This is a genomic window from Gammaproteobacteria bacterium, from assembly GCA_040183005.1.
Taxonomy (GTDB): Bacteria; Pseudomonadota; Gammaproteobacteria.
The window spans coordinates 201,609-218,449 of sequence record JAMPIW010000001.1 but is presented as its reverse complement, the minus strand read 5'-3'; the positions used below and the strand labels follow the sequence as shown (position 1 = coordinate 218,449).

The following is a 16,841-nucleotide window of genomic DNA, read 5'->3' as shown; positions in this document are numbered from 1 at the left end:
CGTGAAGGTGACAATGAGGTGACAATGTGTCAGCAACGGTATCAACGGGTCGGCAGTGAGAACATCAAACGTGACATGATCTTCTCGTGACCGCGCGCCCTGGAGCTAACGAGCGGGGGGCAATCTCACTCTGCGCTATTCGCCATCGTTGCATCAGTTGTGCGCGTTGCGTAGTATTCGTTTGACTGTGAAACTCAATTAGATTCCCGTTTCTTGGAAATACTACGGCATTCGGCGTCGAGAGCGGCGCGCCAAAAACCGAGGGACGGTGCATGTTCCAACATGGCATCGCGAGCAAAAGGAAGTATGTTTGGCTGCGGCAGGGGCTGATGCCCGAAATATCATCGGAGAACTCTTCGCCCAGGGCCAGCAAGCGACATGACTGAAAACCAAAACCCCGAACAGAAAGCCCGCGACACTATCGACGCCCAGCTCAAGCAGGCCGGCTGGGTCGTTCAGTCATCCAAGAAGATGGACTTTAATATCGGGCCAGGTCAGGCCGTGCGCGAATATCATACCGATGCCGGTCCGGCTGACTACGTGCTGTTTGTGGACAAAAAAGCGGTGGGCATAATCGAGGCCAAGCGCGAAGAAGAAGGGCAGCGACTCACTGCCCATGAAACGCAAACTGAAGGTTATGCCAGCGCTAGGCTGAAGTGGGTCAACAACAAGGAGCCGCTGCCCTTCCTGTACGAAACCACCGGCATCATCACCCGCTTTACCGATGGCCGCGACCCCAAGCCGCGTTCGCGCGAGGTATTCAGTTTTCATCGCCCGGAAACGCTCAAGGAGTGGCTATCCCAAAGCGCCAGCTTGCGCGAACGCTTGCACCACATCCCACCACTCAACCCGAACCATCTGCCCGCCAAAGAGCTGCGCCTGCGCGATTGCCAGGAGATCGCCATCACCAACCTGGAAGCGTCTTTCAAGTTGGATAAACCGCGCGCCCTGATCCAGATGGCCACCGGCGCCGGCAAGACCTACACCGCCATCACATCTATTTACCGCCTGCTCAAATACGCCCACGGCAAACGCATCCTGTTTCTGGTCGACACCAAAAACCTCGGCGAACAAGCCGAACAGGAGATGATGTCCTATGTGCCGCTCGACGATAACCGCAAGTTCACCGAGCTCTACAACGTGCAGCGGCTCAAATCCTCGTTCGTCGCCAAGGACAGCCAGGTCTGCATCAGCACCATCCAGCGCCTCTACTCCATCCTCAAGGATACGCCACTCGACGATGCCGCCGAGGAGATCAACCCCGCAGAACTGAAGCAGCCCAAAACGCCGATGCCCGTCGTCTACAACGAAAAAATCCCGCCGGAGTTTTTCGACTTCATCTTCATCGACGAATGCCACCGCTCCATCTACAACCTCTGGCAACAGGTGATCGACTATTTCGATGCCAGCCTCATCGGCCTCACCGCCACCCCCGACAACCGCACCTACGGCTTTTTCAAGAAGAACGTTGTCAGCGACTACAGCCACGAAAAAGCGGTGGCCGATGGCGTGAACGTCGGCAATGAAGTCTATGTGATCGAAACACAGATCACCCAGCAAGGCGCGCAGATCAGCGCCCATCAGCAAATCGAGCGGCGCGAAAAACTCACGCGCAAAAAACGCTGGGAACAGCAGGACGAAGACGAGGCCTATTCCGCCACGCAGCTCGACCGCAACATCGTCAACCCCGACCAGATCCGCACCGTCATCCGCACCTTCCGCGACAAACTGCCGGAGATCTTCCCCGGCCGCACCGAAGTGCCCAAGACACTGATCTTCGCCAAGACCGACAGCCACGCCGACGACATCATCCAGACCGTGCGCGAGGAATTTGGCGAGGGCAACGCCTTCTGCAAAAAGCTCACCTACAAGATCGAGGAAGACCCCAAATCGGTACTGGCCGATTTTCGCAACGCCTACTACCCGCGCATCGCCGTCACCGTCGACATGATCGCCACCGGCACCGACGTGAAGCCGCTGGAGTGCCTGCTCTTCATGCGCGACGTCAAAAGCCGCAACTACTTCGAGCAGATGAAGGGGCGCGGTACCCGCACGCTGGACATGGACGACCTGAAGAAAGTCACTCCCTCCGCCGTCAGCGCCAAGACCCACTACGTCATCGTCGACGCCATTGGCGTCACCCGGTCGCTCAAAACCGCCAGCCAGCCGCTCATCACCAAGCCCAGCGTGCCGCTCAAGGATTTGGCCATGAGCGTGATGATGGGTGCAACCGACGATGACACCGTCAGCTCACTCGCCGGACGCCTGGCGCGGCTCAACAAACAACTCGATGCCGACGACCAGCGCCGCATCCGCGAAGCCGCCGACGGTCTGGAACTCACCCAACTGATCGGCAGACTGTTCGGTGCAATCGACGCCGACAACATCGAAGCCCGCGCCTTGGAGCTGGCAGGTCAGCCCATCGGCACCGACCCCGGCGACGACAAACGCCAGCAGGCACAAGAGCAACTGGTAAGCGAAGCCGCGAAAGTATTGAACGGCGAACTGATCGAACTCATCGACACCATCCGCCGCGACAAGGAACAGACCATCGACCACGACAACATCGACACCGTATTACGCGCCGAATGGGACAAGAATGCCGCAACCAATGCGCAAGCCCTCACCGCTGAATTCGCCGATTATCTCAAAGCCAACCGCGACAACATCGAAGCGCTCACCATCTTCTTCAGCCAGCCGCAAAGAAGACGCGAACTCAGTTATGACCTCATCCGCCAGGTGCTGGACAAACTCAAGGCCGACAAACCCAAGCTCGCTCCTCTGTATGTGTGGCAAGCCTACCGCCAGCTGGACGACTATAAAGGCGCGCAGCCCGTCAGCGAACTCACCGCACTGGTCGCGCTCATCCGCCGCGTCTGCGGCATGGATGCCAAGCTCTCCACCTTCGACGACACCGTGCGCCGCAACTTTCAGAACTGGATCATGAAACACCACTCCGGCGGAAGCGAAAAATTCAATGAAGAACAAATGGAATGGCTGCGCATGGTACGCGACCACGTCGCCAATTCCTTCCACATCGAGCGCGACGATCTGGAAATGTCACCGTTCGACGGGCAAGGTGGGCTGGGCAGAATGTATCAGTTGTTCGGGGCGCGAATGGATAGGTTGCTGGATGAATTGAATGAGGTTCTAGTAGCGTGAACGGAGAAGAGAAAGAAATTCCATTTGGCTGGACGGCTGCAAATATTGAAGTCGTGTCATCAGAATTAATCTCTGGCTCTGGGTTTCCCAAGGAATATCAAGGTGACTCATCTGGTGAATTTCCATTCGCAAAAGTTGGCGATATTTCCAAAGCATTCCGCGCAAAACAAAAATGTATAGATAGCGCGAACCACTTTATCTCTGAAGAGGTTCGGGAGGAAATTAAGGCAAAGATATTTCCGAAGGGCACGATTGTTTTTCCCAAAATTGGAGAAGCACTAAAAGGCAACTATCGCTTGGTTACAAGCCGGGAAATGCTCTTTGATAATAATGTTATGGGAATAGTCCCAAACACGAAAATCATCAGCGCAGACTTTCTCTTCTATTTTCTAAACACGCAGGACCTCGGGAAATTTTCGGTTGCTACGGCGGTACCATCTGTTCGTCGCGGAGATGTGGCAGCAATTCAGATGCTTCTTCCACCTATCAATGAACAACACCGCATCGTCGCCAAAATCGAAGAGCTGTTTTCCGAGCTGGACAAGGGCATCGAAAACCTGAAGACCGCCCGCGCGCAGCTCAAGGTGTATCGCCAAGCGCTGCTGAAACACGCCTTCGAGGGCAAGCTCACCGCGCAGTGGCGCGCGGAGAATCAGGACAAACTCGAAACCGCCGACACCTTGCTCAAGCGCATCCAGCAAGAGCGCACGCAACGCCACCAGCAACAACTCGCCGACTGGGAAGCCACCGGCAAACAAGGCAGTAAACCCAAAGCCCTCAAACCCCTGCCGCCGCTCACCCAAGAAGAGCTGACCGAATTGCCAGAAGGATGGATTGCGCTTTGTGTTGAAAATCTCTGCGATATCGAAGATGGAGACAGAGGGGAACATTACCCAACTAAAGGCGATTTTTCTGATTCCGGATATTGCCTATTTCTTAATGCGAAAAATGTAACGAAGCGAGGCTTCGCATTTCAAGAGAATAGTTTTATCTCCGAGCAAAAACACTTGGCACTGAGGAAGGGAACGCTCAAACGAGGCGACATTGTTTTTACGAGCCGTGGAACCTTGGGCAACATTGCACATTACAACGATGCAATTAAATATGAACATGTCAGAATAAATTCAGGAATGTTCCTCATCAGAAATTACGACGTTTCTTTAACTCCTGATTTTCTCTACTACCATTTGAATGCACCAATCATCACGAGGCAAATTGAGAAGCTTCAATCTGGAACTGCACAACCTCAGTTGCCAATTCGTGAATTCAAATCTTTTCGGTTTGTTATTCCAGGCAAAGAGGAACAACAACAAATTGTTCAAGAATTGGAAGCAAAGCTGTCTGAAGCCGACCAACTCGACCAAACCATCACCACCGCTCTGCAACAAGCCGAAGCCCTGCGCCAGTCCATCCTGAAAAAAGCCTTCTCCGGCCAGCTGGTGCCGCAAGACCCGCACGACGAACCCGCCTCCAAGCTGCTGGCACGCATCAAGGCAGAACGGACTGATATCGCCGCCAAGCCGCGCAAGAATGTAAGCACAAAATTCATTAAGGAGACCTGACCATGCAACCTCAACCAGCCATTTTTGAAGAACACGAAATCCGCCGCGTATACGACGAGGCCATGGAAACCTGGTGGTTTTCGGTGGTGGATATTGTGCAGGTGTTGACCCAGCAGCCCGATTACCAGACGGCGCGTAAGTACTGGAACAAGCTGAAAGAGCGGCTGGGCAAGGAAGGAAGCCAACTGGTGACAATTTGTCACCAGTTGAAAATGACCGCCGAGGACGGCAAGCAGCGCCTTACCGACGTCGCGACCGCAGAGACATTGCTGCGTTTGGTGCAGTCCGTACCCAGCCCCAAGGCCGAGCCGATCAAGCTGTGGCTGGCGAAGGTGGGCTTCGAGCGGATGCAGGAGATGGCCGATCCCGCCCGTTCGCTGGATCGCGCCCGCGAGACCTGGCAAAAACACGGACGCAGCGAGAAGTGGATACAGCAGCGCATGACCGGCCAGGAGACACGCAACAAGCTGACCGATTACTGGAAAGAGCACGACATCAAGGAGGGCGAGGAGTACGCGATCCTCACCAACATCATCCATCAGGAATGGGCCGAAGTGGATGTGAAGGCGCATAAGGCGATGAAGGGCTTGAAGTCGCAAAACCTGCGCGACCACATGAGCGAGGCCGAGCTGATCTTCACCGCGCTGGCGGAGCTTTCCACGCGCCAGATCGCCGAAAGCATGGATGCCACCGGCATGAATGAGAACGAGGCGGCGGCGAAAACCGGCGGTGGCATTGCCAAAAAGGCGCGGTTTGAGCTGGAAGGTAAAACGGGCAAGAGGGTGGTTTCGGCAGAAAACTATTTGCCGCCGAGCAAGAAGAAATTAGCGCAGAAATAATGGGTGCGTTGAATAGCGTATAAGCCGTCATCCCCGAATGTTTTTATCGGGGATCCATGATGTTGGTCGGCTACAAGCTGGATTCCCGATCAGAAGCGTCTCGGGAATCACGGGGTTGGAATTGCTTCGGGAATGACGGGATAACAGAGGTGGCGCAATGGATAAACAGCCTGCGGTTTATATTCTGGCGAGCGGATATAACGGTACGCTGTATATCGGTGTAACCAGCAATTTGATTCAGCGAACTTGGCAACACAAGAATGATCTGGCTGAGGGATTTACAAAAAAATATTCAGTTCACTCTCTGGTGTACTACGAGGTGCATGAAGAAATGCTTTCAGCGATTCAGCGCGAGAAACAACTCAAGAAATGGAACAGGAAATGGAAAATAGATTTGATCGAAAAGACCAACCCGGAGTGGAAGGATTTGTGGGATGAGTTGGTGTGAACAGGATCACTAATCTTTCGCAACCAGCTCGTCATCCCCGAATGTTTTTATCGGGCCGTCATCCCCGAATGTTTTTATCGGGGATCCAGAATTGCAACCAGTTAAAAGCTGGATTCCCGGTCAGGACCGTTTCGGGAATGACGGGAGCACAGAATAACGGCATATTTGAGGTAAACACATGAACGCAACCGCATCCATCGTCTCCAAGGTCTGGAGTTTCTGCACCACGTTGCGCGACGACGGGGTGGGCTATGGCGACTATCTGGAGCAGCTCACCTATCTGATATTTTTGAAGATGGCGGACGAGTACAGCCAGCCGCCCTATAACCGCAAGGTGGTCATCCCCGCCGAGTACAACTGGCAGAGCCTGAAGGCGAAGCGCGGAGCGGAGCTGGAGGTGCATTACGTGACGTTGTTGCGCGAGCTGGGCAACAAACCGGGGATGCTGGGGACGATTTTCACCAAGGCGCAGAACAAGATTCAGGACCCGGCCAAGCTCTATCGCCTGATCGATATGGTGAACGAGACGAGCTGGGTGACGATGGGGGCGGATGTGAAGGGCGACATCTACGAGGGGCTGTTGGAGCGCAACGCCGAGGACACCAAGTCTGGCGCGGGGCAATACTTCACGCCGCGCGCCTTGATCCGCGCGATGGTGGAGTGCGTGCGGCCGGAGCCGAACAAGACCATTGCCGATCCGGCCTGCGGCACGGGCGGCTTCTTTCTGACGGCTTACGACTTTCTGGTGAAGGAGTACCCGATGGACAAGACGCAGAAGGCCTTTCTCAAACACGACACCTTTCACGGCAACGAGATTGTGGCGGGCACACGTCGCCTGGCGTTGATGAATATGTTCTTGCACAACATCGGCGAGATCGATGGCGAGAGCATGGTGTCGCCCAACGATGCTTTGGTGGCCGACAGTGGCAAACGCTACGACTATGTGCTGGCGAATCCGCCGTTCGGCAAGAAGAGCGCGATGAGCTTCACCAACGAGGAAGGCGAGCAGGAGAAGGACGACCTGACCTACAACCGCCAGGATTTCTGGGCAACCACGTCCAACAAGCAGCTCAACTTTGTGCAGCATATACGCACCATGCTGAAGACCACCGGACGCGCGGCAGTGGTGGTGCCGGATAATGTATTGTTTGAAGGCGGCGCGGGCGAAACGGTGCGCAGAAGGCTGCTGGAAACGACGGAGCTGCACACCATCCTGCGCCTGCCCACCGGTATCTTCTACGCCAACGGGGTGAAGGCGAATGTGCTGTTCTTCGACAACCACGCCGCCAGCAAAGAGCCGTGGACAAAGGAGGTGTGGTACTACGACTACCGCACCAACATTCACCACACGCTGAAAAAGAAGCCGCTGCGCTTCGACGATTTGCAGGAGTTCATCGCCTGCTACAACCCGCTCAATCGCCATGAGCGCAAGGAAAGCTGGAGCGAGGCTGCGAACCAGGAAGGCCGCTGGCGCAAATTCAACTACGAGCAGATCATCGCGCGCGATAAAACCAGTCTGGATATTTTCTGGCTGAAGGACAAGAGCCTCGCCGATCTGGATAATCTGCCCGAGCCAGATGAGCTGGCGCTGGAGATCATCGACAACCTTGAGGCGGGGTTAAATAGCTTTCGGGAGATTGCGGCGGCGCTTTCGTAAATAGAAGGGCGCAGCGCCATTCTGCCACATGTAAAAAGATACCCTCTTGGGGTACACTATCAATAAATCCGAATCAAAAAAACAGGCTTTTATTCTCAAACCCTCAAACCAAGGAGAACCATCATGGAAAAACTTCGCCGTATCGCCAAGCCCATCAGCCACTTTGTGATTCTCGCCTTTCTCTGGCTTGGCGTTCAGCTTCCCGCCGCTCATGCGGGCATAGTAGGCACCGAAACCCTGGTAAGTTCTGAACAGGCACAGCAGGATCGTGCGCATATTCTGAAGCTGCTGGAAAGAAAGGACGTTCAGGAGCAGTTGGTGGCTTATGGTGTTGATGCGGAGCAGGCCAAGGCCCGCGTGAATAGTCTCACCGATACCGAGATGCGCAGCCTGGCGGGCCAGTTGGATCAACTGCCGGCAGGCGGCGATAGCGTGGTGGGAATACTTTTCGCTATCTTCATCATTCTGCTGATCACAGACATTTTGGGCCTGACCAACATTTTCCCGTTTGTCAAACACAGACGTTAATTTACCCTATGCTGATCAAACGGCCGCCTGGCGTACTCCGGGCGGCTTTTTGGCTGATAGCGGCGCTGCTCGTTACGGGATGCGGCGCACCCCTGCAAATCGACCATCTGCTGAAATCGCCCGATGCCATCGGGCCGCCGGTGGAGCTGACCGCCGTTCCCTTTTTTCCACAGGAAGATTTTCAGTGCGGCCCGGCTGCGCTGGCCACGGTGCTGAACTGGTCGGGCACTGCCGTCACCCCCGAGGCATTGGCACCCCTGGTGTATCTGCCGGAGCGGCAGGGCAGCCTGCAAGTGGAGCTGCTCGCCGCTACCCGCCGCGCTGGCCGCATCCCGTATCTCATCCAGCCCAAGCTTGAGACACTGCTCGCCGAAGTCCGGGCGGGCAATCCGGTGCTGGTTTTGCAGAATCTTGGGTTAAGCTGGTATACCAAATGGCATTACGCAGTAGTGGTGGGGTTTGACCTCCGCCAGGACGTGGTGATCCTGCGTTCGGGCCGCGAGCGGCGGCATCTTTTGCCGTTCAAACTGTTCGAACGCACCTGGCGGCGCGGCGATTATTGGGCAGTGGTTGCCTTACCCCCAGACCGCCTGCCTGCAAGCGCGGAGGAAATGCCTTTCCTGCGGAGTGTTGCCGGGCTGGAGCGGCTGCAACGCTGGCAAGAGGTCAAAACCGCCTATACCAGCGCACTGACGCGCTGGCCGGACAGCACGGCGGCGCGTATGGGGTTGGGCAACAGCCTGTATGCGATGAAGGATCTGCCCGGCGCGGAACAGGCCTACCGGCACGTTACTTTGGCCAACCCCACGCTCGCGCCCGCCTTCAATAACCTGGCTCAGGTGCTCGCCGAACAGGGCCGCCTGCAAGAAGCCGAACAAGCCGCACGGCGCGCCGTGAGCCTGGGTGGCCCGTTGCTGGCAAGCTATGAGGAAACCCTGCAACAAATACTTGTGCTCCAGTCACGGGAAAATCAGAACTGACGGTTACTGTAATTCGAGCATTACTTCGGCAACATCCTGGCCAGTCAAACGAAAACCCCGCATCTCCAGCACACCCTTGGTGTTTAACGAAGTTATCAGGTAAAGCACGCCGGGATAAGCCGCCTCGTCAAGATCCATGGCCGATGGCAGCGCCGGGGAAGCAGGGTGCGAATGATAAATGGCAAACAATTCCTCGCCGCGCTCGCGCATCTGACGCATGGCGCCGATCTGCGCCTTGGGGTCCATGGTATATCGCACCTGGGGCGAGGGTGCAACATTGGCAACCGGGTAACAGCGCACCGGATTTCCCTCGCGCGCGCCGATCAGGCCGCACACCTCCCTGTCTGCGCCAAGCTGGGCCTGGTGCAGCAATTGGTTGACCAGCGGGCGAGGTAATTTGATAGTTGGCATGGTTGCAATGTCGATTAGAGGCTATTCACCCGCCAATACTATCAAAATCGCTTGAGAAACGGGGGCGCGCGCAAGAGCGAAAAACCTGCTCGACCAATTGGACATGCCCTACGAGGTACTGTGATCGCCACAGCGTCTGAGCTAACCAGCCAGCAGCTTATAGCTCTTGACGGTAGCGGATGTTACCAGGCTGTGATGCTCGCTACCAGAAAGTAGCTACATCGACATGCTATTTCACAGCGCCTGGCACAGCACTAAAGGTATAATCCCGGGAGCCGAAACAAAGACGAGAGCGGTGGAATATATTTCCGCCGCCATGATTTGCTGATTTCTGTGACCCTGTCCACAGAATATTTGGTGGATAATCCGCAAAATGACAACAAAGTCGAGGATTACCGCGTGACATTCAGGCTCACATTGTTGCTCTTAATGCTCACTGCCTGGATATGCCCCGTCCGGGCGGACCTCTACGCCTTTACCGACGAGAACGGTGTGCTCAACATCACCAATGTGCCGAGCTACGATGCGCGCTACAAGGTAATCCACAGGGAGCCGAAAAGCGCGCCGCGCCGCGATTATTCCACCGGATCGTTACGGTCGCTGCGTGTGGCGAAGAGGCCGCCGGGGCTTGACGGCATGGTAAGCAGAGCGGCGCAGACCTATCAAGTGGATCCTGCATTGGTACATGCGGTGATTCATGCCGAATCCGGCTTCAACCCGCAGGCCGTGTCGCCCAAGGGCGCGTCGGGGTTGATGCAGCTCATGCCTGCTACCGCGCGCCGCTATGGGGTGCGCGATATTTTCGACCCCTCCCAGAACATCACCGGCGGGGTGCGTTATCTGCGCGACCTGCTCAAGATGTTTGGCAATAACCCGCGCCTTGCGGTGGCGGCCTATAATGCCGGCGAAAACTCCGTGTTACGCTTCGGTGGCGTCCCCCCTTATCCCGAGACTACCAACTACGTCAGCCGTGTGTTGAGCCTGCATAGCCGTTACCGCAGTCACAGCTAATCCGTTCCCCGTTAAATCCCCTAGCAACTGCTTCTCAATTATCCGCGCTGCGCGTGTTAAAATGCCGATTCTTTCATACACTGTACCGGCCATCCCCCCATGAGCAGCACCCCCCGCATCCGTGAAATTCCGTATAACTATACCTCGTTCTCCGACCGCGAGATCGTGATCCGCTTTCTGGGCGAGCGCATGTGGGAGGTGTTGAACGAGCTGCGTGGCACGCGCCGCACCGGGCATTCGGCGCGCCTATTGTTCGAAGTGCTGGGGGATATGTGGATCGTGACGCGCAACCCCTATATCCAGGACGATTTGCTGGAAAACCCCAAGCGCCGCGCATCGCTGATTAATACCTTGCTGCAACGCCTGGAGCAGATCCGCACCCGCGCCGGAGAAAATCCCTTGGCGCTGGAGCTGGAGCAGGCGGCGCACAAAGCGGTACAGGAGTTTCAAACCTGGTTTTCGAGCCAGTATGACTTGCGCAAAAAGACGCTCAAGCGCCTCACCAAGGTCACGCGGCGTGACAACATTGATTTCAGCGGCTTGGCGCGCGTCTCTCATGTCACCGACGCCACTGACTGGCGCGTGGAATATCCGTTCGTAGTGGTGGCCCCCGACAGCGAGGAGGAAATGGCGGGTGTGGTGCAGGCCTGTATCGAGCTGGGGCTGACCATCATCCCGCGTGGCGGCGGCACTGGCTATACCGGCGGCGCGGTGCCGCTGCATCCGGACAGCGCGGTGCTCAATACCGAAAAACTGGAAGGGCTGGGAGCAGTGGAGTTCCGCACCTTGCCCGGCGTGCCACAACAGGTCGCCACAGTGCGCGCCGAGGCGGGCGTGATCACCAAGCGTGTCTCGGAGCTGGCCTATGCCGCCGGTCACGTGTTCGCCGTCGATCCCACCTCGCAGGACGCCTCCACCATCGGCGGCAACATCGCCATGAATGCGGGCGGCAAAAAGGCCGTGCTGTGGGGCACGTGCCTGGACAACCTGGTGTCGTGGCGCATGGTTACCCCCGATGCGCAATGGCTGGAGGTGGAGCGTCTCAACCACAATCTGGGCAAGATCCACGAGGTGGCGTTCGCCGAGTTCCGCGTCACCCATTATCGTGCCGATGGCAAGACGCCGACCGGCGTCTCCGAGATTTTGCGCATCCCCGGCCCGGAGTTGCGTAAAGAGGGTTTGGGCAAGGATGTCACCAACAAATTCCTGGGCGGGCTGCCCGGTGTTCAGAAGGAAGGCTGTGACGGGCTGATCACCTCTGGGGTGTTTATTCTGCACCGCGAACCGCGCTTTACCCGCACCGTGTGTCTGGAGTTCTTCGGTGCCGACCTGTGCAACGCCGTGCCCGCCATCGTGGAGATCAAGAATTATATAGATACCGTGCCCGGTGTATTGTTGGCGGGCATGGAACATCTGGATGAGCGTTATGTGCGCGCGGTGAATTACAGCACCAAGGCGCCGCGCCGCGAGCGGCCCAAGATGGTGTTGATCATCGACGTGGCGGGTGACGAGGAAAATGCGGTGGCGCAAGCCGTCTCCCAGGTGGTGCGTCTCGCCAACGCCCGCGAGGCGGAGGGCTTCGTCGCGGTGAGCCCCGAGGCGCGCAGCCGCTTCTGGGCAGACCGTTCCCGCACTGCCGCCATCGCCGCGCATACCAACGCCTTCAAGATCAACGAAGATGTGGTGATCCCGCTGGAACGCCTCGCCGATTACACGCTGGGCATCGAGCGCATCAACATCGAGCAGTCGATGCACAACAAGCTGCTTCTGGTTGCAGCGCTGCTGGAGTATCTGGGTGGTGATTTGACAGAATTGCGCCGCAGTGCCGATTATCAAACCAGCACAGAGAGCGACGAGATCATCGCCAACAAGATCAGCGCTGCCCGTGACTATTTGCTCAAGATCCAGCAACAGTGGACGGCCATCCTGGAGTATCTGGATGCCCCCGCTTCGTTATCCCCAACCTTGCTCGATACCGAGACACGGGCCAAGGTGCGTGTAGGCGATACCCTGTTCGATCTGCTGCAGCGCCGTGAATTGCGCATCTCATACCGCCACGAGGTGGAACGACCGCTGAAGGCTATCTTCGCCGGCCGCGAACTGGAGAAATTCCACACGCGCTTCGACGAAATCCACACCCGCATCCGCTCCAGCCGATTGTTCGTGGCGACCCACATGCACGCCGGCGACGGTAACGTACACACCAACATCCCGGTCAACTCCAACGATTACGAAATGCTGCAAGAGGCCGACCGCATCGTTGATCGCGTCATGGCTCTGGCCGTGGCGCTGGGCGGGGTGATTTCCGGCGAGCACGGCATCGGCATCACCAAGATGCACTATCTGGAGCCCGAGGTAGTGGCGGCCTTTGCAGGCTACAAACAGAAGATCGACCCCCATGGCCGTTTCAACCGTGGCAAGCTGCTGGCCGGTTCCGGTCTGCACAATGCCTATACGCCCTCGCTGCGGCTGGTGCAGCAGGAGGCGTTGATCCTGGAACAAAGCGAGCTCGGCGCGCTCAACGACGACATTCGCCACTGCCTGCGCTGCGGCAAGTGCAAGCCAGTGTGCAACACCCATGTGCCGCGCGCCAATCTGTTCTACTCGCCGCGCAACAAAATCCTCGCCACCGGCCTGATCATCGAGGCCTTTCTCTACGAAGAACAGACCCGGCGCGGTATCTCGATTCGTCATTTCGACGAGATGAACGATGTCGCCGATCACTGCACGGTCTGCCACAAATGCCTTAATCCCTGCCCGGTCAACATCGACTTCGGCGATGTCACCGTGCGCATGCGCCGCATTCTGAAGCAGCGCGGTCAGCGTCACGCAAGCCCTGGCACGGCGGTCTCGATGGCCTTCCTGAACGTCACAGATCCAGCCACCATCAAGCTGATGCGCAAGACCATGATCGGCTGGGGCTATGCCGGCCAGCGCCTGGGGCATAACCTCGCCAAACGCATGGGGCTGCTCGGCAAAAAGCAGGAGCGCCCTGCCGCCACCACCGGCAAGCCCAAGATCACGACGCAAGTGATTCAATTCGTGAAAAAGCCGCTGCCCGGCGCCCTGCCCGCCAAGACCACCCGCGCCCAGCTCGGAGTGGAAGACAAAGGCGTCATACCCATCCTGCGCGACCCCGCCAAGGTCAACGACGATTCCGATGCGGTATTTTATTTCCCCGGCTGCGGCTCGGAACGGCTGTTCAGCCAGGTTGGGCTTGCCACCCTCGCCATGCTCCATGAGGTGGGCGCGCAGACGGTGCTGCCGCCGGGTTACTTGTGCTGCGGCTATCCGCAGACCTCCAGCGGTGACGAAGCCAAAGGCCGCCAGATCAGCACCGAAAACCGCGTGCTGTTCCATCGCATGGCCAACACCCTGAGCTATCTGGACATCAAGACCGTGATCGTCTCCTGCGGCACCTGCATGGACCAGCTTCTCAAATACGAATTCGATTCCATCTTTCCCGGCTGCCGCCTGCTCGATATCCACGAATACCTGATGGAAAAGGGCATAAGCCTGAATGGCGTGCCCGGCGTGAAATACATCTATCACGACCCCTGCCACACGCCGATGAAAACCCACAACCCAATCAGCGTGGCCTCCAACCTGATGGGTCAGGGCGTGCAACTCTCCGAGCGCTGCTGCGGCGAAGCCGGCACCTTCGCCGTCGCCCGCCCCGACATCGCCACCCAGGTGCGCTTCCGCAAGCAGGAAGAACTGCACAAGGGCATCAAGGCACTCACCGGTGCGGAAACCGTGGAACACAACGAAGTTAAAATGCTCACCTCCTGCCCCGCCTGCCAGCAAGGCCTGTCGCGCTACGCCGGTGACACCGGCATGCAGACCGATTACATCGTGGTGGAGCTTGCCAATAGACTGCTTGGCGAAAACTGGCAGCAGGTGTTTGTCGAGAAAACGAAGCAGGGTGGGATTGAGCGGGTGCTTTTGTAGGTAAGGGGAAAGCGAGTAAGTAGTCCGGATGGAGTAACACGCAATCCGGGATTGCGAAGGAGTGGCGACCTCCGGAATACGCTATCGCTTCATCCGGGCTACTCGCTGGATTTGTTGCAGGATAAGGGGGTGATGGGGAAGGGGTGAGGCCAGCTTTAACACGTGATGTGGCGGGCTTCAAAATGGCCGTATTCGGCGTTTCATCGTTTGGGGGGCAAGGCATTTATCCGCCGGATTGGGCGGGTGGTGAGAAAACGGAGTTGGGTTATTCCGATTGACATCCGGCGCAATGCCCTTCGGATATTGCGCACTGGTATAGGCAAGCAAACAGAGCACAAGAACAATAATGGGCAAGACCATGGTCGACGACTATGACCGGATGTGTTCATCTGCGAACCTGCAAAGGGCTTATCGGTGGACGCAATCCAACCCAGATGCCTTCTACAAAGGCCATTTCCGGGACACGTACACAGCTTATGCAGCCGCCTCGAAGCTCCACCTTTCCCGTCTTCGGCGGGTTCTGGCAAGGAAGGCGTTTCGGCCTTCTCACGCCTCCAAGCTCTACTTCCCGAAGCCATCTGGCCTGCTGCGAACGTTTTCGCTGCTCAGCGTCGACGACCAAATCGTCTACCAAGCGTGTGTGAACATCATCGCGGATAAGTTGAAACCCCTCGTAAAGAGCCGATACAACAAGTCCATCTTCGGGCATTTGTACGCCGGCAAATCCTCCCTGTTCTTCTATCTCAAGTGGCAGGACGGATACCGCGCGTTCGGCCAACAGATCGTTGCTCACGTAGAGAGCGGCCACCGATTCGTAGCCAATTTTGATCTCACTGCGTTCTACGACTCCATCGACCATCGCGTGCTTCGGCACTTCCTGCAAGACATCGAGGTCGATGCAGACCTCATCGACTTCCTGATGTCCGGCCTAGTGGTCTGGACCTCCAGCACCTGGCCGAATGGTGAGGAACCTATCTATCACGGTCACGGCATACCGCAAGGTCCGTTGCCGTCTGGGCTTCTGGCCGAGGCTCTCCTTAAGTACCTCGACGACAAAGGCATCCAGTCCGGCGCTCGTTATCTGCGGTACGTCGACGACATCAAGATTTTTGCGAAGACGGAACATCAACTCCGTCAGCGGTTGGTGGGTCTTGACCTTGCATCGAAAGAGGTGGGCCTGTTCCCACAAAGCTCGAAAGTCGCCATCTCCGAGGTCAAAAACCCGTACGAGCAAATCAAGTCGGTCAGTCACCCTCCAGAACCTTCACTGCGGCCCAAGGCGAACCAGGAGAAGCTCCGCAAGAGACTGCTGGAACTGACACGGCGTGGCCGAGTATCCGACGACACCAAGACGCGCTTCAAGTACTTGCTGGGCAATGCCCAGCCGCATTCCCAGCTGAACCTGCGGCTCCTGAAGGTCCTTGAACACCAACCCGCGCTATCGACGAACATCAGCAACTACATTGCCAAGTACCCAAAGCTACCCCAGCAATTTGGCGCGACCTTGGTGCAGGTCATCAAGGAACAACACATCTACCACGCCGTCGCCGCCGACCTGCTACGCGCGTCCCTAATGAACTTGGCCGGTAAGCCACGAATCGACTGCGCCGCATACTGCGAGACAAGACTATTCAATCCGCCAGCCAAGTCCGAGCCACTGCAGGGCTCGCTTAGAGCAGCCCTCTGGGCGTGGATACTGAAGGAAGGGCGAGTAACCTACGCCCGCACGCGAGAGGGCTTAGAGCAGGAACACGACCCGTGGGTGGTGAAGGAAATCGTGATGCACCTTCGTGTCGATGCCTTCGGTCCAGCATCCCACGAAGAACTCCTCAACATCTCGCTTCGGTCACAGCATCCGGACGTTTCCCGTTGCAGTGCGTTGCGCTTAGTGGAGGATAAATTGGCGGTCACTGGCGAAGAACGCACGATACCGGAATCAGCAAAGCCTATCCTGTTCTCGGCTGCGAAGATACGCCGCATCGGGCAGCCGGAAAGCCTCATCCATATTGCCCTTTCTCAAGTCTTGGCTCAAAATTTTGGGGCATTAAATTGGCAGAAATTCTTGGGTCCGGGCCATCATGTCCAAGCTGAACACATCGCTTTCGCGGTCAGAAGCTACTTTGAGTCGAGCATCGACTCGTGCATTCTCAGCCTTGATAGCCTCTGTGATCTTATATCAGAAGTGTCCGGCAATTTCGCAAAGACGGCTATATAACATGATGATGTTGAATAGGAAAGTGTGTGTTTAGGGGTGTCACCGACTTGAACGTGAATTTTTTGGGAAACTGGGGC

At 56.9% G+C, this 16,841-nt stretch carries 11 protein-coding genes; 10 read left to right on the top strand and 1 reads right to left on the bottom strand.

Going from position 1 to position 16,841, the window contains the following annotated elements; translation table 11 throughout:
• Positions 1-378 precede the first annotated feature (378 nt).
• The 7 genes from M3A44_01050 (at position 379) to M3A44_01020 (ending at position 9,176) form a co-directional block, all read left to right on the top strand.
• Entirely contained in the window at positions 379-3,162 is a 2,784-nt protein-coding gene (locus M3A44_01050) for a DEAD/DEAH box helicase family protein (protein ID MEQ6340256.1), read from the top strand.
• On the top strand, positions 3,159-4,724 hold the full coding sequence (locus M3A44_01045; GenBank protein ID MEQ6340255.1) for a restriction endonuclease subunit S: 1,566 nt from the start codon (positions 3,159-3,161) through the stop codon (positions 4,722-4,724). The genes M3A44_01050 and M3A44_01045 overlap by 4 nt, the downstream gene beginning before the upstream one ends.
• Before the next feature lie 2 nt (positions 4,725-4,726).
• On the top strand, positions 4,727-5,563 hold the full coding sequence (locus M3A44_01040) for a Bro-N domain-containing protein (protein MEQ6340254.1): 837 nt from the start codon (positions 4,727-4,729) through the stop codon (positions 5,561-5,563).
• A 157-nt stretch (positions 5,564-5,720) separates the two neighbouring features.
• Positions 5,721-6,011 (top strand): GIY-YIG nuclease family protein, encoded by a 291-nt coding sequence (locus tag M3A44_01035; GenBank protein MEQ6340253.1) that lies wholly within the window; start codon positions 5,721-5,723, stop codon positions 6,009-6,011.
• A 178-nt stretch (positions 6,012-6,189) separates the two neighbouring features.
• Positions 6,190-7,668 (top strand): type I restriction-modification system subunit M, encoded by a 1,479-nt coding sequence (locus M3A44_01030; protein MEQ6340252.1) that lies wholly within the window; start codon positions 6,190-6,192, stop codon positions 7,666-7,668.
• A 123-nt stretch (positions 7,669-7,791) separates the two neighbouring features.
• A complete protein-coding gene (locus M3A44_01025; protein ID MEQ6340251.1) occupies positions 7,792-8,196 on the top strand; it encodes a PA2779 family protein in 405 nt (134 codons plus the stop codon).
• Between the two features lie 8 nt (positions 8,197-8,204).
• Entirely contained in the window at positions 8,205-9,176 is a 972-nt protein-coding gene (locus M3A44_01020; protein MEQ6340250.1) for a PA2778 family cysteine peptidase, read from the top strand.
• 3 nt (positions 9,177-9,179) lie between these two features.
• On the opposite strand, the gene M3A44_01015 is transcribed toward M3A44_01020, so the two are convergent.
• Positions 9,180-9,587: a M67 family metallopeptidase gene (locus M3A44_01015; GenBank protein MEQ6340249.1), complete on the bottom strand. Its 408-nt coding sequence runs from the start codon at positions 9,585-9,587 to the stop codon at positions 9,180-9,182.
• Positions 9,588-9,920: 333 nt separating this feature from the next.
• Here M3A44_01015 and M3A44_01010 point away from each other — a divergent pair, with 333 nt between their 5' ends.
• From M3A44_01010 to M3A44_01000, 3 genes are all read left to right on the top strand, one after another.
• A complete protein-coding gene (locus M3A44_01010; protein ID MEQ6340248.1) occupies positions 9,921-10,598 on the top strand; it encodes a lytic transglycosylase domain-containing protein in 678 nt (225 codons plus the stop codon).
• 99 nt (positions 10,599-10,697) lie between these two features.
• Complete coding sequence (locus tag M3A44_01005) at positions 10,698-14,549, top strand: DUF3683 domain-containing protein (GenBank protein MEQ6340247.1); 3,852 nt, start codon at positions 10,698-10,700, stop codon at positions 14,547-14,549.
• A gap of 346 nt (positions 14,550-14,895) precedes the next feature.
• On the top strand, positions 14,896-16,764 hold the full coding sequence (locus tag M3A44_01000; protein ID MEQ6340246.1) for an RNA-directed DNA polymerase: 1,869 nt from the start codon (positions 14,896-14,898) through the stop codon (positions 16,762-16,764).
• The last annotated feature ends 77 nt before the right edge of the window (positions 16,765-16,841 follow it).